Here is a 15,445-nt window from a genome sequence, read left to right as displayed (position 1 = left end):
CCTATGGGTGCCCACCGCCTGACCATCATCCTCCCAAAGGAAACCGCCAAGCGCGCCTATGACGCGCTTGATTTCGCATTCGAAGACGAGGGCCTGCCCCTCTCCTATCGCGAGGTCGAAGAAGACGGCCCCCTGATCGAGCTTTCGGTCTATGTCGAGGATGAGTGGGAGCCGACGCGCGCGACGATAGAGGTCGTGCTGAGCGAACAAGGTCTCGAGGCGGAAGTCGAGCACGAGCAGTTGCCTGACATCGATTGGGTCACACGCTCACTCGAAGGCTTGAAACCGGTACGCGCTGGACGGTTTCTCGTTCATGGCGCACATGACCGCGACAAGCGTCGCGCGGGCGACATCGCCATCGAAATCGAAGCGGGTCTCGCCTTCGGCACCGGCCATCACGGCACCACGGCCGGCTGCCTCGAAATGCTTCATCGCGTGGCGCAGGCAGAACGCCCACGCAATGCACTCGATCTCGGCACGGGGAGTGCCGTGCTCGCCATTGCGCTCGCCCGCCTTAGCCATATTCCTGTGCTCGCCACCGACATCGACCCCATCGCCACCGGCGTTGCCGCCGAGAATGCCGAGCTGAACGGCGTCGCGAGCTTCGTCCACGCCGTGACGGCCGTTGGCTTCGAGCACACGGCTGTCGAACGCGGCGCGCCTTTCGATCTTATCATCGCCAACATCCTTGCCCGCCCTCTGATGAGGCTCGCACCCGATTTCGCGACGCATGTCGCGCCTGGCGGCTCGGTGATCCTGTCGGGCATTCTCGAACGTCAGCGCGCGGCCGTGATCGCGGCCTTTGTCGGCCAGCGCTTCCGCCACGTTCGCACACTATGGCGCGAAGGTTGGGTGACGATCCACCTCAAGCGCTGAGTTGATTTGCGCAGCTCGCTGGCGCATGTGCTCTGACTTGCAAGCATTCGCCGGGAGCCAAGCCATGTTCCAGACCTTCGACAACGAGAGCGATCCAACCTTGGGCGCTGCGCGCGTTGCCGCACTGCGGGAATGGCTGGCAGCAGAGGGCCTCGACGGATTTCTGGTGCCCCGCTCCGACGAGCATCAGGGCGAGTATGTCGCCCCGCATTCGGAACGGCTTCAATGGCTCACCGGCTTTTCGGGTTCTGCTGGCGCCGCGCTGATCCTGCGCGACCGCGCAATCCTGTTCGTCGACGGTCGCTATACGCTTCAGGCCAAACACCAGGTCGATCTCAACGTCTTCGCCATCGACAGCCTGATCGACAACCCACCATCCGCCTGGATCGCGCATAACCTCGGCAAGGGCGCTCGCATCGGTTTCGACCCCTGGCTGCACACAGTGGGTGAAGTAAAGCGCCTGCGTGAGGCGTCTGAAAAGGCAGGCGTTTCCTTTGTGCCGGTGCCCCAGAACCCCGTCAGCCATCTGTGGCAGGATAGCCCTGCCCTGCCATCCACAGCGGTCGTCATTCAGCCGAACGAACTCGCCGGCACGACTGCCAAAGACAAGCTGGCACAGCTTGTGCAGACCATCCGCGAGGCGGGCGCAACGCACTTCGTGCTGACCGACCCGTCATCGGTCGCTTGGACCTTCAACATCCGCGGCAATGACGTGCCCCACACGCCGCTCGCTTTGGCCTTTGCCGTGCTCGCGGCCGAAGGCCTCTCGACGCTCTTTATCGATGAAGCCAAGCTTTCCATCGAGCCGCGCGCTTATCTCACCCAACTTGCCGACCTCGAAAAGCCGGAGGCGCTCGAAGCCAAGCTGACGGAGCTCGCGAAGAGCGGCGCCCGCATCGGCCTCGACCCCGTTCTGGGTGCCGAGCGCTTTCGCCTGCTGATCGAGGAAGCCGAGGGAACGGTCGTTTCAATGCCCGACCCGGCCCGCCTGCCACGCGCCATCAAGAACGCGGGCGAGATCGCTGGCATGCGTGCCGCTCACCGCCGCGATGCCACCGCCGTCATCCGTTTCCTGTGCTGGCTCGACGCACAGGAGCCCGGCACGCTCGACGAGATCAAAGCCGTCACCCGGCTCGAGGAATTTCGTCGCGAGGCCGGCGAGGAAACCCAGATGCCGTTGCGCGATGTTTCCTTCGCGACCATCGCCGGTGCAGGCCCGAACGGTGCCATCATGCATTACCGCGTGTCGAACGGCACCAACCGCACTTCACAAGAGGGCGAGTTGTTTCTGGTCGATTCAGGCGCGCAGTATCAGGACGGCACCACCGATATCACCCGTACCGTGCCCATCGGCACGCCGACCGACGAGATGCGCGAGCGCTTCACGCTGGTGCTGAAAGGCATGATCGGCATCTCGACCCTGCGGTTTCCGCCTAACACGCGCGGCTCCGATATCGACCCGATCGCGCGCATGGCATTGTGGAAGCGCGGGCTCGATTTCGCGCATGGCACGGGTCATGGCGTCGGCACCTATCTCGCCGTGCATGAGGGCCCGCAGCGCATTGCGCGCACCGGCACGGAGCCCTTGCGCGCCGGCATGATCGTGTCGAACGAGCCCGGTTACTACAAGGAAGGCGCCTACGGCATCCGCATCGAGAACCTTATTCTCGTGAAGCCTGCGGAAGCCGTGCCCGGTGGTGATATCGCGATGCACGCGTTCGAAACGCTGACGCTCGTGCCTATCGACCGCCGCCTGATCGCCGTCGAGATGCTGACCGATGAAGAGCGCGAGTGGCTCAATGCCTATCACGCCCGCGTGTTGTTCGAGATCGGACAGACACTCGAAGGCGAAGCTCTGGGCTGGCTGGAAAAGGCGACGCAGCCGCTCTGAGCGTTTAACTCGCGCTGCGTCAGCCCATGACCTGACGCAGCGCGATCAGCACAGCGACCCCGCCGAGAAACATCGTCAGCAAGCCGAAACGCAGCGAGAGCAGCCCGGCCACCAACAGTGCAATCAGTTCAGCCGGCCCCGCGCTGAGCGTGGCGGGCGCGACGAGCGTCGTCAGAACCGCCGCCGGTACGGCATTCAGCGCCCGCTCGACACGCGGATGGATGCGGTCGAACCGCGACAGAACGAGATGACCGCCAGCGCGCGTCAGATAGGTGAGCACCGCGCCGGCAATGATGATGAGCCAGGTGTCGCTCATGCCGAAACCTTTCGCGGCGGCAGAAGTGCCGCGACGACCACCCCTGCGAGTGCGCCAAGCGAGACATGCCAGGGCGAGCCGACAAAGTGGTAGGCCGCCATGGACGCAACGGCGCTCGCAGCCACAACCGGCATGAACATCGCCCGTTTGCGAAAGGCCATCAGCAGGCCGAGAAAGTAGATGGGCAGCAGGAAATCGATGCCGGTGGAATGGGTGTCAGGCAGCAGTCGCCCGAAATACGCACCCGCAAAAGAGCCGATAACCCAAAAGCCCCAAAGCACGAAGCCGAGGCCCATATACCACGCGAAGCTGAGCGGCCGGCCTTTGTCATGCTCACGCTCGCTTTCCGCGAATTGGGGGTCGGTCAGCACGAAAAAGCCGATCGCCTTCTGCCAAGCCGTCCAATGCGGCACGAGCCGCCCGAACGCTGCGGAGTAGAGCACGTGGCGGAAGTTGACGGCGAGAATCGCGGATACGACCAGCCAAGGCGAGATGCGTTGGCCGAACAGTTCCAATCCTACCAGCTGGCTCGCGCCGCCATAGATCGAGGCGCTCATGATCGTGGCCTGCCATACCGAAAGGCCAGACTGCACTGCGACCGCGCCGAAAAGCAGCGCGAAGGGCAGCACGGCGATGATGATCGGCGCACAGACGCGCACCCCGGCGACGAATGCCTCGGTTGCGGTCGCGTATGCTTTGTTGACAGGCGCTTCAATGGTCATGGCGAGTGCAACCGCCATAACAGAGTCGCACAGGAAGTCAGGCGAATTCGCCTGATCCACCCATCAAGAATGCTCAGGCTCCGACGCGCTCGAACCAGGCATCCTCATCGATGACCTCGACACCCAGCGCACGCGCCGTGTCGAGCTTCGAGCCGGCACCTGGACCGGCCACAACGAGATCGGTCTTTTTGGAGACAGACCCCGAAACCTTGGCACCCAACCCTTCGGCCATCGCCTGCGCCTCGTCACGCGACATGCGCTCCAGGGAGCCCGTGAAGACGATGGTCTTGCCGGCGAAAGGCGAGGACCCGGACACTTTCGGCCGCGCATTCTCCGTGGAAACGCCTGCGTCGAGAAGCGCCTGCACGGCCTCGCGGTTGTGGTCTTCGTCAAAGAAGTGGATCAGCGAAAGCGTTGCTACCGTGCCGATATCGCTGTCGCGCGTGAGCCGAAGGAATGCCTCACCCGGCTGCCCCTCCCGCGCCCTCGCGACGGCCTCGGCGACGCCGGCCTCGTCGCCATAGCGGGCCTTGAGTGCCACGCGCTGATTGGCTTTGAGACCCTGCAGCGGCTTGTCATTCGCCTCGATCAGCTGGGCAAAGCTCTTTTCGCCGATACCCTCCAGCGCACTCAGCTCAGCCCAGGCCTCGGACGGTTGTTGTTTGGCCGCCGCCTCCACGCCAGCCATCAGGGCTGGCACATCGTCGAAATGACGCGACAGGGCCTTCGCAGTCGTCTCGCCGATGTCCGGAATGCCGAGCGCGAAAATGAAGCGGTCGAGCGCGATGGTGCGGCGCTGGTCGATGGCTTCCAGCAGGTTCTCGATCTGCTTTCCCGTCTCGGCCTTTTTTGCAGCCTTCTTCGGCAACTCCTCGCCATTGGCCTTGCGCCGCTCATCAGCCAGCATCTGGCGCCGCGCCTCGATGGCTTCGCGGAGCGGCTCGAACTTCAGTTTGAAGATATCGGCAGGCTGGCGGACCAGACCGGCGTCGAACAGCGCCTCGATGTAGGTCTCGCCGAATCCCACGATGTCGAAGGCGTGACGCGACACAAAATGCTTCATCGCCTCGCGCCCCTGCGCCGGACAGGTCAGGCCCGCCGTGCAGATGCGAACCGAATCGAGCCGGCCTGTGCGGGGGTTGAGCTCGCGCACGGCTTTGGAACCACAGACCGGGCAGTGGTCCGGAAACTGGTAGGGCACCGAACCCGCTGGCCGCCTTTCCAGCACCACGTCGAGCACCTGTGGGATCACATCGCCCGCGCGCTGGATCACCACGGTATCGCCGATGCGGATATCCTTCCCCCCGCGGATCGGATTGCCGTCGGCGTCGTGCCCGGCAATGTAGTCTTCGTTGTGGAGCGTCGCGTTCGACACCACCACGCCACCCACCGTCACAGGTGTCAACCGTGCGAGCGGCGCCAGCTTGCCCGTGCGGCCGACATTGATGTCGATGGCCTCCACCACCGTCGTCGCCTTCTCGGCCGAGAATTTGTGGGCGATCGCCCAGCGCGGCGAACGCGACACGAAGCCGAGTTGCTCCTGTTGTTCGAGATCGTCCACCTTGTAGACGACACCATCGATGTCGTAGCCGAGCGTCGCACGCATATCCTCGATCGCATGGTAGTGCGCGACCAGTTCGTCGACCGTCATGCAGCGCTTCATCAAGGGCGCCGAGCGTCCGTCGAGCGACTGGAGATTGGTGGTGAACCCCATGCGGCCGAAAGCTTCGACCACTTCCGTCTGCGTCTTGCCCGGCAATGACGAAGCCTCGCCCCAGGCATAGGCAAAAAACCGCAAAGGGCGGGAGCGTGTGATGCTCGGGTCCTTCTGGCGCAGCGAACCGGCCGCTGCGTTGCGCGGGTTGGCGAACTGCCGGGCAGCAGGCTTGTCGCCAGCCTCCTCCGCTTCCTCCAGTTCATCGGCGTGGTCACCCTCCTCTGGCGGCTCGGCCTTTGCCGTGCCTTGCGCCAGTCGGGCATTGAGCGCGCGGAAATCGGCGTGGGTCATGTAGACTTCGCCGCGCACCTCAAGCACCGGGATTCGCTTGCCATGCAGGCGATGCGGAATATCAGGGATGGTCAGCGCATTCGCCGTCACATCTTCGCCCACAGCGCCATCGCCGCGTGTCGCGGCTGAAACGAGCTTGCCGTCTTCATAGCGCAGGTTGAGCGAGAGACCGTCGATCTTGGGCTCTGCGGTGATGGCCAGCGGCGCGTCTTCGTCCAGCTTCAGCATACGCCTCACGCGGCGCGCGAAGTCACCCACGTCCTCGTCTGTGAACGCATTGTCGAGCGAGAGCATCGGCACGGCATGGCGCAGCTTGGCGAACTTGCCGGATGGTGCCGCACCCACCCGCCGCGAGGGAGAGTCCTCGCGGATAAGCTCAGGAAATCGTCCCTCTATCGCGCTGTTGCGACGACGAAGCGCGTCATACTCGGCATCGGAAACGGTCGGCTCGTCATCGTCGTAATAGCGCCGGTCATGCTCGGCCATCTCGAGCGCCAGCCGCTCAAGTTCCTGCGCAGCCTCGCTCTGGCTCAGATCGGCAACCGGCTTGTCTTCGATTCGCGTCATGGGCACACTCTACCCGCAAGGATTTACAGAGTGATATCCAGCGTCAGTGCGTGGTTTCAAACGCAAAGGTTAAAGCTAGCCTGTCGCGGCCATATGCTCGCTCAGCAACCGATCCGCCGCGGCGCGTGCTTCCTCGGTGATCCGCTCGCCCGCCAGCATCCGCGCAATTTCCTCACGCCGCTGCCCTTCATCCATGACAGCGACACGCGTCGAGGTGCTGCCATTCTTTGCGGACTTCGAGATCAGGAAATGGGTGTCCGCCCTTGCGGCCACCTGCGGCGCGTGCGTGACCGACAACACCTGTACACCACGCGCGAGACGCGAAAGACGACGGCCAATGGCATCGGCGACAGCACCGCCCACGCCCGAATCGATTTCATCGAACACCAGCGTGGGCGCGGAGCCACGATCTGCCAGCGCCACCTTCAGCGCAAGAAGGAAGCGCGAAAGCTCTCCGCCCGATGCGACCTTCATGATCGGACCGGCGCGTGTGCCCGGATTGGTGCGCACCCAGAACTCGACCGAGTCGATTCCGGCCTCCTGCCGCTCGTCAGGATCGGTTTCGATGTTCACGATGAACTCGGCGCGCTCCAACTTAAGCGCCGGCAGTTCAGCCATCACGGCCTTGGCAAGCTGGTTCGCGGACTTGCGTCGCGCGTCTGAAAGCTTCGCAGCGGCCTTATCGTAAGCGGCCTTTGCCTCGACGGCCTTTTCCGCCAACGCACCCAGGCGCTCCTCCCCCGCATCGAGATCGGCAAGGTCAGCTTCCATCTTGGCGCGCAGATTGGCCAGATCGTCCACGGGCACAGAATATTTCCGCGATGCGGCACGCAGACCGAAAAGGCGTTCCTCGGCACGCTCGAGCGCCTTCGGATCGAACTCCGTTGCCCGCAATGCAGCCTCGATGCCGGACTGCGCTGCATCGAGCGAGATCAGCGCCTCGTCGAGCAGCTTGACGACTTCCTCGAGCATCCCCGGCGCTTCCGCCGACTTGCGCTCAAGACGGCGCATGAGATTCGCCAGTTGCGGCAATGGAGAATCGGAGCCGGACAGCACATCGCGCGCATCCGCGATCTCGGTTGCCACCTTCTCCGAACGCATCATACCGGCGCGCAAGTCGGCCAGTTCAGTTTCCTCGCCGGGCTGCGGATCAAGCTTCGCAAGCTCGGACGCGGAGGCCCGCAGATACTCGGCTTCGCGTGCGGCCGCCTCGACACGCGCGCGGTGCCGCGACAGTTCGGTTTCGGCATCGCGCCAGCCGAGCCAAGCGGCGGCACAGCGGCGGGCATCGCCGCCGAGCCCGCCGAACGAATCGAGCAACTCGCGATGCGACGAGGCATCGACCAGCGCGCGCTCATCGTGCTGACCGTGAATCTCAACCAGCATATGGCCCAAATCGCGCATCAGCGTGACGCTGGCTGGCCGATCGTTGACGAAGACGCGCGTTCGCCCATCCGCGTTCTGCACGCGACGCAGGATCAGGTCGCCGTCATCCTCGATTTCATTCTCGGCCAGAAGCACCCGAACAGGGTGATCGCCTGCGATATCGAATACCGCCGTGACCTGCCCCTGCGTTGCCCCCGAGCGCACCAGAGACGCGTCGCCTCGCCCGCCGAGCGCAAGCGAAAGCGCATCGAGCAGGATGGATTTGCCTGCCCCGGTCTCACCGGTCAAAACGGAAAGCCCGCGCTCGAAATCGATCTCGAGCCGCTCAATCAAAACAATATCGCGGATCGTCAGATGCGCCAGCATGACGCCTCATTTAGATCAGTCATGCTCAAGATGGAATGACCGCGCGACACTTGGCGCGATCAAACTGATGAAGGCGGAACGGATATGTCCCGATCGCTTTCAAGCGAGCGATTACGAGCCCTTCAGATCACGGCTGTTCCGCTTGAGTGATGTTTTCTGGTCCGTCGAGAAGCCGAGGCTGCCAAGGTTCGACAGCCAACCGCCGCCATTGCGCGGCTCGAGCCCGTTGGTCTGAAGCAGCGTATAGCTGTCCTTATACCACTGGCTGTCCGGATAGTTCTGGCCGAGCACGGCAGCGGCCGTCTGGGCTTCGTTGGTCAGACCCATGGCATAATAGGCCTCGGTCAGACGCGCGAGAGCTTCTTCGACGTGACGGGTGTTCGAATAGGTTTCGACCACGGTGCGGAAACGTTTCACCGAGGCGAGATATTCGCGGCGCTCCAGATAGTAGCGCCCGACCTGCATTTCCTTACCGGCGAGCTGATCGCGCGCGAAGCGAATCTTTTCCTGCGCGTCGTCCACATATTCCGAGTCCGGCCAGCGAGTGACGACTTCCTGCATCGCCTCGATGGCGCGGCGCGAATCCTTCTGATCCTGCGTCACATCAGGGATCTGGCGGAAATAGCTCAGGCCGATGATGTACTGTGCGTAAGCCGCGTCTTCAGAGGTCGGATAGAGCTGAAGGTAGCGCTTCGCGCCAGACACGGCGTCTTCATAATTGCCTTGGCGGTAATTGGCGAAGGCACCCATCACCAAGGCCTTGCGTGACCATTCCGAATAGGGATGCTGGCGATCGACCGCCTCGAACTTCGCGGATGCCTCCTTGAGGCGGCCGGAGTTCAGATTGGCGAGGCCCTGATTGTAGAGCACGTCGGCCGGCTCGGTCTGCTCGACGTAAGTTGAGAGATCGAGGTCTTTTTCGGCAGTCGAACAGGCGGAAAGCGCGCCTGCGGCGATCACGACGGTGGAAAGCGCCAGCGCGCGGGTCGCGCCGCGCGTACGGCCGGAGAAATTCGGCAAGCTCATCAAACTGATTCCGCCCCTTCGGTTCTGTTCTCGGTTGGGGTCCCGTCTTCCGAGACCGCGCCGAATCCCCCGATCCGGCCCCACATTCTTCACGTGGGCAGCTTGCCCATACGCAAAGGCCCTTGCCCCCGCAATGTCGCAAATTTGTGGCAGCGAAGCGAGAGCGGTCCGAACCGTTCTCGCGCGTCGTGGAAATCAGATCACGCTGAGCTTGCTCGAAGCCGGTCTCAGAGGGTCCAGGGTGCGTAGACCGGCGCGTTTACCGCGATCATGTCGGCCACGCGGCCGCGCGTCGGGCGTGCGGTTTCGACGATCTCGAAAGCAGTCGGGTCGGACAGCAGCTGACGCAAGGCAACCGCATTCAAACGGTGACCACCGCGATAGGAGCGGAAGCAGCCGATGAAGCGTGCGCCGGCAAGGGCCAGATCGCCCATCGCGTCGAGCGTCTTGTGACGCACGAATTCATCGGCGAAGCGCAGACCTTCCATGTTGATGATGCGGTCGTCCTCGCCGATCACCACGGAATTCTCGAGCGAGGAGCCGAGCGCATAGCCGGCCGCCCACAGGCGCTCTACATCCTTCATGAAACCGAAGGTGCGGGCGCGCGCAATCTCGTTGCGGAACACGTCCGCGTCCATGTCGGAGGCGAAAAGCTGGCGGCCGATGGCCGGCGTCGCAAAGTCGATCTCGACCTCGAAGCGCGTGCCGCCATAAGGACGGAACTCGGCCCAAGACGAACCACTCTCGACGCGCACGGGCTTGAGCACGCGGATATAACGGCGCTTCGTTTCCTGGCGTTCAAGACCGGCCTGCTCGAAAGCGTCCACGAAACCCTCGGCGCTGCCATCGAGAATCGGCACTTCATCCGCATCGATCTCGATCACCAGATTGTCGATGCCGAGGCCGAACACGGCAGCCATCAAGTGCTCGACAGTGGCCACATGCCCGTTCGCCGGATCGCCCAGAACCGTGCAAAGATCCGTCGCACCGACTTCGGACGCCAGCGCGCGCAGCTCGCGGCCATTGGAAAGCTGGAAGATGATGCCTGTATCGACATCTGCGGGAAGGAACTGCACGGAAACCGGCTTGCCGCTGTGAACGCCAACGCCGCTGAGAACCGCCCGGGATTTCAAGGTTGTCTGGAAGTGATGCAAGGCAGTCCCCGTATTCTTCCGGCTCCGAGCGGTTCCCCCCTGAACCACCCGGAGCCGGATACGCCTGCGTCGGCCGGTGTCCCCCGGGGTCAAACGCAGCAAACTCGTGTGAGCGGGAAAATAGAGAGGCACCCCCCGCTTCTCAAATCACGCTTGGTTACTCCATGTTACGGTGGCAAGCCTGCCACATCACTTCATAACCGACTGTAAAGATTGGTGTTTCTCGCCACGAAAACGGGCGCTCGAAAGCGCCCGTTACACTCCGTTTCAATGAGCCGGCATCAGTTGGCCTGACGGCGCAGGAATGCCGGGATTTCCAGATGCTCTTCCTCCGCCTGCTGGCGGGTCTGAACCGGCTGGCGGCCGTGCTCGTCAAGCTGGCCACGGCGCGGCGCGTAGAGCGACGGGTCCTGGCTCGGCATGCGGCGGGCATCAGGCGTCGGTGCGCGCAGCTTGGGCTCGCGGGGCGCTGCAGGCTGCAGGCGAGCCGGCTCTTCCTCGCGACGCGACAGGCCGGTGGTCAGGCGCTTGAGCAGGCCCATCGCGCCACGCTCTTCGGCCGGCTCGGCATGAGCCTGCGGCTGGCGGGGCTGGGCATACTGAGCCTGAACCTGCGGCGGGAAATCTTCCACGCGGGGCATGCGCGGCTGCGGAGCCGGCATCGGCGGAAGCGGCTGCTGCGCAACCGGCGCCTGCTGCACCGGCTGCAGATGACCGGCAGGCGCTGCCTGCGGCGGAGCCTGGAAGATCTTGTTCTGCGGACGGAACTCGTCGGCCTGCGGCTCGGCGGCCTGCATCTCGGCCTGACGAAGCGCTTCCGTTACCGGATCCATGGCGCGCGGGTCCTGCATCGGCGCGGGCTTCAGCTGTGGGGTCGGCGCGGCTGCGGACGGCTTCTGGGCGGGCTGAGGCTGGCGGACGGAGACCGGAGCGGCTGCGATCTCGGCAGCGGTTTTGTCGATGCCGGTGGCAACCACCGACACGCGGATCACGCCTTCCAGTTCTTCATCGAAGGTCGCGCCCAGGATGATGTTCGCGTCCTGATCAACTTCCTCACGGATGCGGGTCGCGGCCTCGTCCACCTCGAAGAGGGTGAGGTCGCGGCCGCCGGTGATCGAGATGAGCAGGCCCTTGGCGCCCTTCATCGAGGTTTCGTCGAGCAGCGGATTAGCGATCGCGGCTTCGGCAGCAGCCATCGCGCGGCCTTCGCCCGAAGCTTCGCCGGTGCCCATCATGGCCTTGCCCATCTCGCGCATCACCGAACGCACGTCGGCGAAGTCGAGGTTGATCAGGCCTTCCTTGACCATCAGGTCCGTGATGCAGGCGACGCCCGAGTAGAGGACCTGGTCGGCCATCGCGAAGGCGTCGGCGAAGGTGGTCTTGTCGTTGGCCAGACGGAACAGGTTCTGGTTCGGAATGACGATCAGCGTGTCGACGCACTTCTGCAGCTCTTCGATGCCGAGATCCGCCGTGCGCATGCGGCGCTGACCTTCGAAGTGGAACGGCTTGGTCACGACGCCCACGGTCAGGATGCCCTTTTCGCGAGCCGCGCGAGCCACGACGGGTGCCGCACCCGTGCCCGTGCCGCCGCCCATGCCGGCGGTCACGAAGGCCATGTGAGTGTGCGACAGGTGATCCATGATCTCGTCGATGCACTCCTCAGCGGCGGCGCGACCGACCTCAGGCTGCGAACCAGCACCCAGACCTTCGGTGACATGCGCGCCGAGCTGGATGAGGCGCTCGGCCTTGGACATGGTCAGCGCCTGCGCGTCCGTGTTGGCGCAAACGAACTCAACGCCACGCAGACCGGCCGTGATCATATTGTTGACCGCGTTGCCGCCGCCACCGCCGACGCCGAACACGGTGATCCGGGGCTTCAGTTCAGTGATGTCGGGCTTGTTGAGATTGATGGTCATGGGTTGGTTTCCTTTGCCTCTCCTGCCGCTTCGCCGCCGCGGCCACTATTCAAGAAATTCAGAAGCTTTCTTTCAGCCACTGGCTGACGCGATTCATGCGTCCACCCGTGCCCGTCACGCGCATGGGGGTTAATTTGCCACGCGAGCGGTTCTCGAAGCTTGCGGTCTGTGGGTAGACCATCAATCCGACAGCGGCCGAGAAGGCCGGTCCCTTCGCCGCCTCAGGCAAGCCCGCGACACCCAGCGGACGGCCGATGCGCGCATTGCGGCCGAGAATCCGGCGCGCGGCTTCCGGCAGGCCCGCAAGCTGGCTCGCACCGCCCGTCAGCACCACACGTTTACCGACGGCCGAAGAGAAGCCCGACTTGTTCAAGCGGTCGCGCAGCATTTCCAGCGTCTCCTCGACGCGGGCGCGAATGATGCGCGACATCACCGAGCGCGGAATCTGCGCGGGCGGGTCGTTCTCGTCCGAGCCGATCGGCAGATAGGAAACGATGTCGCGCTCGTCCGAAAGGCCCGGCAGGATCGAGCCGTGCATGACCTTCAGCCGCTCGGCATCTTCGAGACGGGTCGAAAGGCCACGCGCGAGATCCATGGTCACGTGATTGCCGCCGATCGCAAGGGCATCGGCATAAACGAACTTACCTTCCGAGAAGACGGCGATCGTGGTCGTGCCGCCGCCCATGTCAATGCAAGCGGCACCCATTTCCAGCTCATCGTCGACAAGCGCCGCCAAGCCGCTGGCATAGGGGGTCGCCACCATGCGCTCGACCGAAAGATGCGCACGGTTGACCGAAAGCTCAAGGTTGCGCAGCGGCGCGGAATCTCCCGTCAGAACATGCATATCGACGCCCAGCGTCTCGCCCACCATGCCGCGCGGATCACGCACGCCACGCTCGCTGTCGAGGCTGAAGGCGACGGGCAGCGAATGCACGACCTGTCGCTCGGCCCGCAGCGCCTGCTTGGTGCCGGCAGCGCGGACGCGCTCGACGTCCGAAGCATCGACTTCGTGGCCGCCGAGCTTGACGGTAGCCTGAAACGTCTCGGACCGGAGCCGGCCCGCCGACACGTTCGCGAACAGCGAATCGACCGTGAGGCCGGCCGTGCGCTCCGCAGCGTCCACTGCCAGACGGATCGACTGTTCGGCACGGTCGAGATCGACCACCACGCCGGACTTCACGCCTTGGCTCTTTTGATGACCGATGCCGATGACCTGAATGTTGTGCGTGCGACCACGCAGCAGCTGCCCCTCGTCCGCCGGCCGCAGACGCGCCACGATGCAGCAGACCTTGCTCGACCCCACGTCGAGCACGGTGACGATGCCCTTGCGGCGCGCCGGCACGTCGTTCTTGCCTGCCAGCCAGCTCATGCGCGCGTCTCCCGCTTGCGCTTGCGCGCAGCCTTGTCTTCTTCTTCGATGGCCTTCTGGCGCGCGTCAGCCGCCTCGGGCGTCAGTTGAACCACCACGCGGTCGGCAAGCCGAAGATCGACCGACAGGATGTCGCGACCAAGCACACCGCTCTCGCTTTCCATCTGCGAAATCTTCGCGAGCGCGTCCTTGGCGTCATACTCGGGCAGCTTCACCACGACATTGTTGTCGAGATAGAGATTCCAGCGCCGATCACCGATGCGGACATAGCCGCGCACGCGGTTGGCGATATCGGGGAAATCGGCCGCGACCATCGAAACGAACTCAGCGGCGTGTTCGGGGGCGCCCTCGCCCACGATCAGTGGCAGCTTGGCCTTGGCGCGGCCCGTATATTCCGTGATCTGTTCGCCCGAGCGCTTCACCACTGTCAGCGTCGTGCCGTGCTGCCAGATGGCGAAAGGCTCACGCTCGATGACGTTCACTTCCACCGTCGAGGGGTAAATCTTGCGGACCGATGCCTTCTCGATCCAGGGCAGGCTCGCGATGCGTTCGCGGGCGCTGTCCACGTTGAAGCCGACCAGCGAAGTCCAGCCATCGAATTCGAGCTGGTCGAGAATGTCGATCTCGGACGTCTCGTGGTTGCCTGCGACGTGAACCTGATCGACGGCGAAGCCCGACCGCGAGGTCAAGGCCTTCACCACATCGGGACCGTGGCCGCCCTGGATCGTGCCGTAGAGCAGGCTCGAACCGATCAGCAGCGACGTGGCGATGGCATTGGCATAACGCGGCGGGTTGACCTCGCCCTTGACGAGACGGCCGGCGAAGCGCGCCGGGCGGCGCAGAAGCTTCGGCAGCACGAAACCCTGGCGCGAACCTTCGTCCACGCCGGCCCGTCGTCCGTTTCGAAATTGCGCCGACCTCAACGCAGGCAAGACGCGTCCTCCACCATCCAACTCAGGAGCTCGGCAAAGGAATGTCCCGCATGGAGCGCGATTTCCGGCACGAGCGAAGTCGGCGTCATCCCCGGCTGGGTGTTCACTTCGAGCCAGATCAGCTCGCCGTCTTCACCCCTTCGGTCGTCGTAGCGGAAGTCGGAACGGGACACGCCGCGACACCCGATTGCTTGATGAGCCTTGAGGGAGAGTGTTTGTATTTTTTGGTAAATATTCGGTTTAAGATTTGCCGGACATTCGTGTTTAGAGCCGCCGGTGGCGTACTTTGCGTCGAAGTCGTAGAACTTCGATCCGACCGGAATGATCTCGGTCACACCCAACACAACGTCACCCATCACGGCGCAGGTCAGCTCGCGACCGGCGATGTAGCGCTCGACCATCACAGTGTCGCCGTAGCGCCATTCATCCGAGCCGATCACCTGCGGCGGATGGCTCTGCCCCTCGTCCACGATGACGATGCCGAAGCTCGACCCCTCGCTGACGGGCTTCACGACATAAGGTGCGGGCATCGGGTGCTTGTTGCCGATGGCAAAGCGGCTCATGACCCTGGATTCGGCCACCGGAATACCGACAGCCTTGGCAACCCTCTTCGCCTGCTCCTTGTTCATCGCCAGCGCCGAGGCGAGCACGCCGGAATGCGTGTAAGGAATTTGCAGATATTCGAGCACGCCTTGGATCGTGCCGTCCTCGCCGAACGGCCCATGCAGGGCGTTGAAGGCGACGTCGGGCTTCAGTTCGGCCAGCACCGAACCGACATCCCGCTCGACATCGACGCGCGAGACCCGGTAGCCGGCTTCCTCGAGCGTGTCAGCACAGGCCTTGCCGGAAGAGAGCGAGACGGGGCGTTCGGACGAGAATCCCCCCATCAGCACCGCAACATGCTTGCTCATCCGCG

12 protein-coding genes are annotated in these 15,445 nt (G+C 63.8%); 2 read left to right on the top strand and 10 right to left on the bottom strand.

Features of this window, described 5'->3' with window-relative positions; translation table 11 throughout:
* Positions 1–3: 3 nt before the first annotated feature.
* Positions 4–876: a 50S ribosomal protein L11 methyltransferase gene (locus NGM99_RS09425; protein WP_252818261.1), complete on the top strand. Its 873-nt coding sequence runs from the start codon at positions 4–6 to the stop codon at positions 874–876.
* A gap of 64 nt (positions 877–940) precedes the next feature.
* Positions 941–2,767, top strand: a complete 1,827-nt coding sequence (locus NGM99_RS09420) for an aminopeptidase P family protein (RefSeq protein ID WP_252818259.1) — start codon at positions 941–943, stop codon at positions 2,765–2,767.
* A gap of 19 nt (positions 2,768–2,786) precedes the next feature.
* Here NGM99_RS09420 and NGM99_RS09415 read toward each other — a convergent pair whose 3' ends face one another.
* From NGM99_RS09415 to NGM99_RS09370, 10 genes are all read right to left on the bottom strand, one after another.
* Positions 2,787–3,083 carry an AzlD family protein gene (locus NGM99_RS09415; RefSeq protein WP_252818257.1) on the bottom strand — a complete coding sequence of 99 codons (297 nt, stop codon included), beginning with the start codon at positions 3,081–3,083 and terminating at the stop codon, positions 2,787–2,789.
* Positions 3,080–3,805 (bottom strand): AzlC family ABC transporter permease, encoded by a 726-nt coding sequence (locus NGM99_RS09410; RefSeq protein WP_252818255.1) that lies wholly within the window; start codon positions 3,803–3,805, stop codon positions 3,080–3,082. Before NGM99_RS09410 ends, NGM99_RS09415 begins: the two co-directional genes overlap by 4 nt.
* Before the next feature lie 73 nt (positions 3,806–3,878).
* On the bottom strand, positions 3,879–6,380 hold the full coding sequence (ligA, locus tag NGM99_RS09405) for an NAD-dependent DNA ligase LigA (protein WP_252818252.1): 2,502 nt from the start codon (positions 6,378–6,380) through the stop codon (positions 3,879–3,881).
* Between the two features lie 75 nt (positions 6,381–6,455).
* Positions 6,456–8,132 carry a DNA repair protein RecN gene (recN, locus tag NGM99_RS09400; RefSeq protein ID WP_252818250.1) on the bottom strand — a complete coding sequence of 559 codons (1,677 nt, stop codon included), beginning with the start codon at positions 8,130–8,132 and terminating at the stop codon, positions 6,456–6,458.
* Between the two features lie 111 nt (positions 8,133–8,243).
* A complete protein-coding gene (locus NGM99_RS09395) occupies positions 8,244–9,158 on the bottom strand; it encodes an outer membrane protein assembly factor BamD (protein WP_252818248.1) in 915 nt (304 codons plus the stop codon).
* A gap of 227 nt (positions 9,159–9,385) precedes the next feature.
* Positions 9,386–10,312, bottom strand: a complete 927-nt coding sequence (gene lpxC, locus NGM99_RS09390; protein ID WP_252818247.1) for a UDP-3-O-acyl-N-acetylglucosamine deacetylase — start codon at positions 10,310–10,312, stop codon at positions 9,386–9,388.
* A gap of 281 nt (positions 10,313–10,593) precedes the next feature.
* On the bottom strand, positions 10,594–12,228 hold the full coding sequence (gene ftsZ / locus NGM99_RS09385; protein ID WP_252818245.1) for a cell division protein FtsZ: 1,635 nt from the start codon (positions 12,226–12,228) through the stop codon (positions 10,594–10,596).
* A 58-nt stretch (positions 12,229–12,286) separates the two neighbouring features.
* Positions 12,287–13,597: a cell division protein FtsA gene (ftsA, locus tag NGM99_RS09380; RefSeq protein ID WP_252818244.1), complete on the bottom strand. Its 1,311-nt coding sequence runs from the start codon at positions 13,595–13,597 to the stop codon at positions 12,287–12,289.
* Positions 13,594–14,481 (bottom strand): cell division protein FtsQ/DivIB, encoded by an 888-nt coding sequence (locus NGM99_RS09375; protein ID WP_252818242.1) that lies wholly within the window; start codon positions 14,479–14,481, stop codon positions 13,594–13,596. The genes ftsA and NGM99_RS09375 overlap by 4 nt, the downstream gene beginning before the upstream one ends.
* A gap of 35 nt (positions 14,482–14,516) precedes the next feature.
* Positions 14,517–15,440: a D-alanine--D-alanine ligase gene (locus NGM99_RS09370; protein ID WP_252818240.1), complete on the bottom strand. Its 924-nt coding sequence runs from the start codon at positions 15,438–15,440 to the stop codon at positions 14,517–14,519.
* Positions 15,441–15,445: the final 5 nt, after the last annotated feature.

Origin of the sequence: Mesorhizobium liriopis (assembly GCF_024053505.1) — a bacterium.
GTDB lineage: Bacteria > Pseudomonadota > Alphaproteobacteria > Rhizobiales > Rhizobiaceae > Mesorhizobium_B > Mesorhizobium_B liriopis.
The sequence above is the reverse complement of the archived record's forward strand: the minus strand, read 5'-3'. Positions and strand labels throughout refer to the sequence as shown.

What these genes read in the sequence shown, in the direction of transcription:
- NGM99_RS09425 (WP_252818261.1), top strand. Translation starts at nt 4, where the DNA reads ATGGGTGCCCACCGCCTGACCATCATCCTCCCAAAGGAAACCGCCAAG.
- NGM99_RS09420 (WP_252818259.1), top strand. Translation starts at nt 941, where the DNA reads ATGTTCCAGACCTTCGACAACGAGAGCGATCCAACCTTGGGCGCTGCG.
- NGM99_RS09415 (WP_252818257.1), bottom strand. Translation starts at nt 3,083, where the DNA reads ATGAGCGACACCTGGCTCATCATCATTGCCGGCGCGGTGCTCACCTAT.
- NGM99_RS09410 (WP_252818255.1), bottom strand. Translation starts at nt 3,805, where the DNA reads ATGACCATTGAAGCGCCTGTCAACAAAGCATACGCGACCGCAACCGAG.
- ligA (WP_252818252.1), bottom strand. Translation starts at nt 6,380, where the DNA reads ATGACGCGAATCGAAGACAAGCCGGTTGCCGATCTGAGCCAGAGCGAG.
- recN (WP_252818250.1), bottom strand. Translation starts at nt 8,132, where the DNA reads ATGCTGGCGCATCTGACGATCCGCGATATTGTTTTGATTGAGCGGCTC.
- NGM99_RS09395 (WP_252818248.1), bottom strand. Translation starts at nt 9,158, where the DNA reads ATGAGCTTGCCGAATTTCTCCGGCCGTACGCGCGGCGCGACCCGCGCG.
- ftsZ (WP_252818245.1), bottom strand. Translation starts at nt 12,228, where the DNA reads ATGACCATCAATCTCAACAAGCCCGACATCACTGAACTGAAGCCCCGG.
- ftsA (WP_252818244.1), bottom strand. Translation starts at nt 13,597, where the DNA reads ATGAGCTGGCTGGCAGGCAAGAACGACGTGCCGGCGCGCCGCAAGGGC.
- NGM99_RS09370 (WP_252818240.1), bottom strand. Translation starts at nt 15,440, where the DNA reads ATGAGCAAGCATGTTGCGGTGCTGATGGGGGGATTCTCGTCCGAACGC.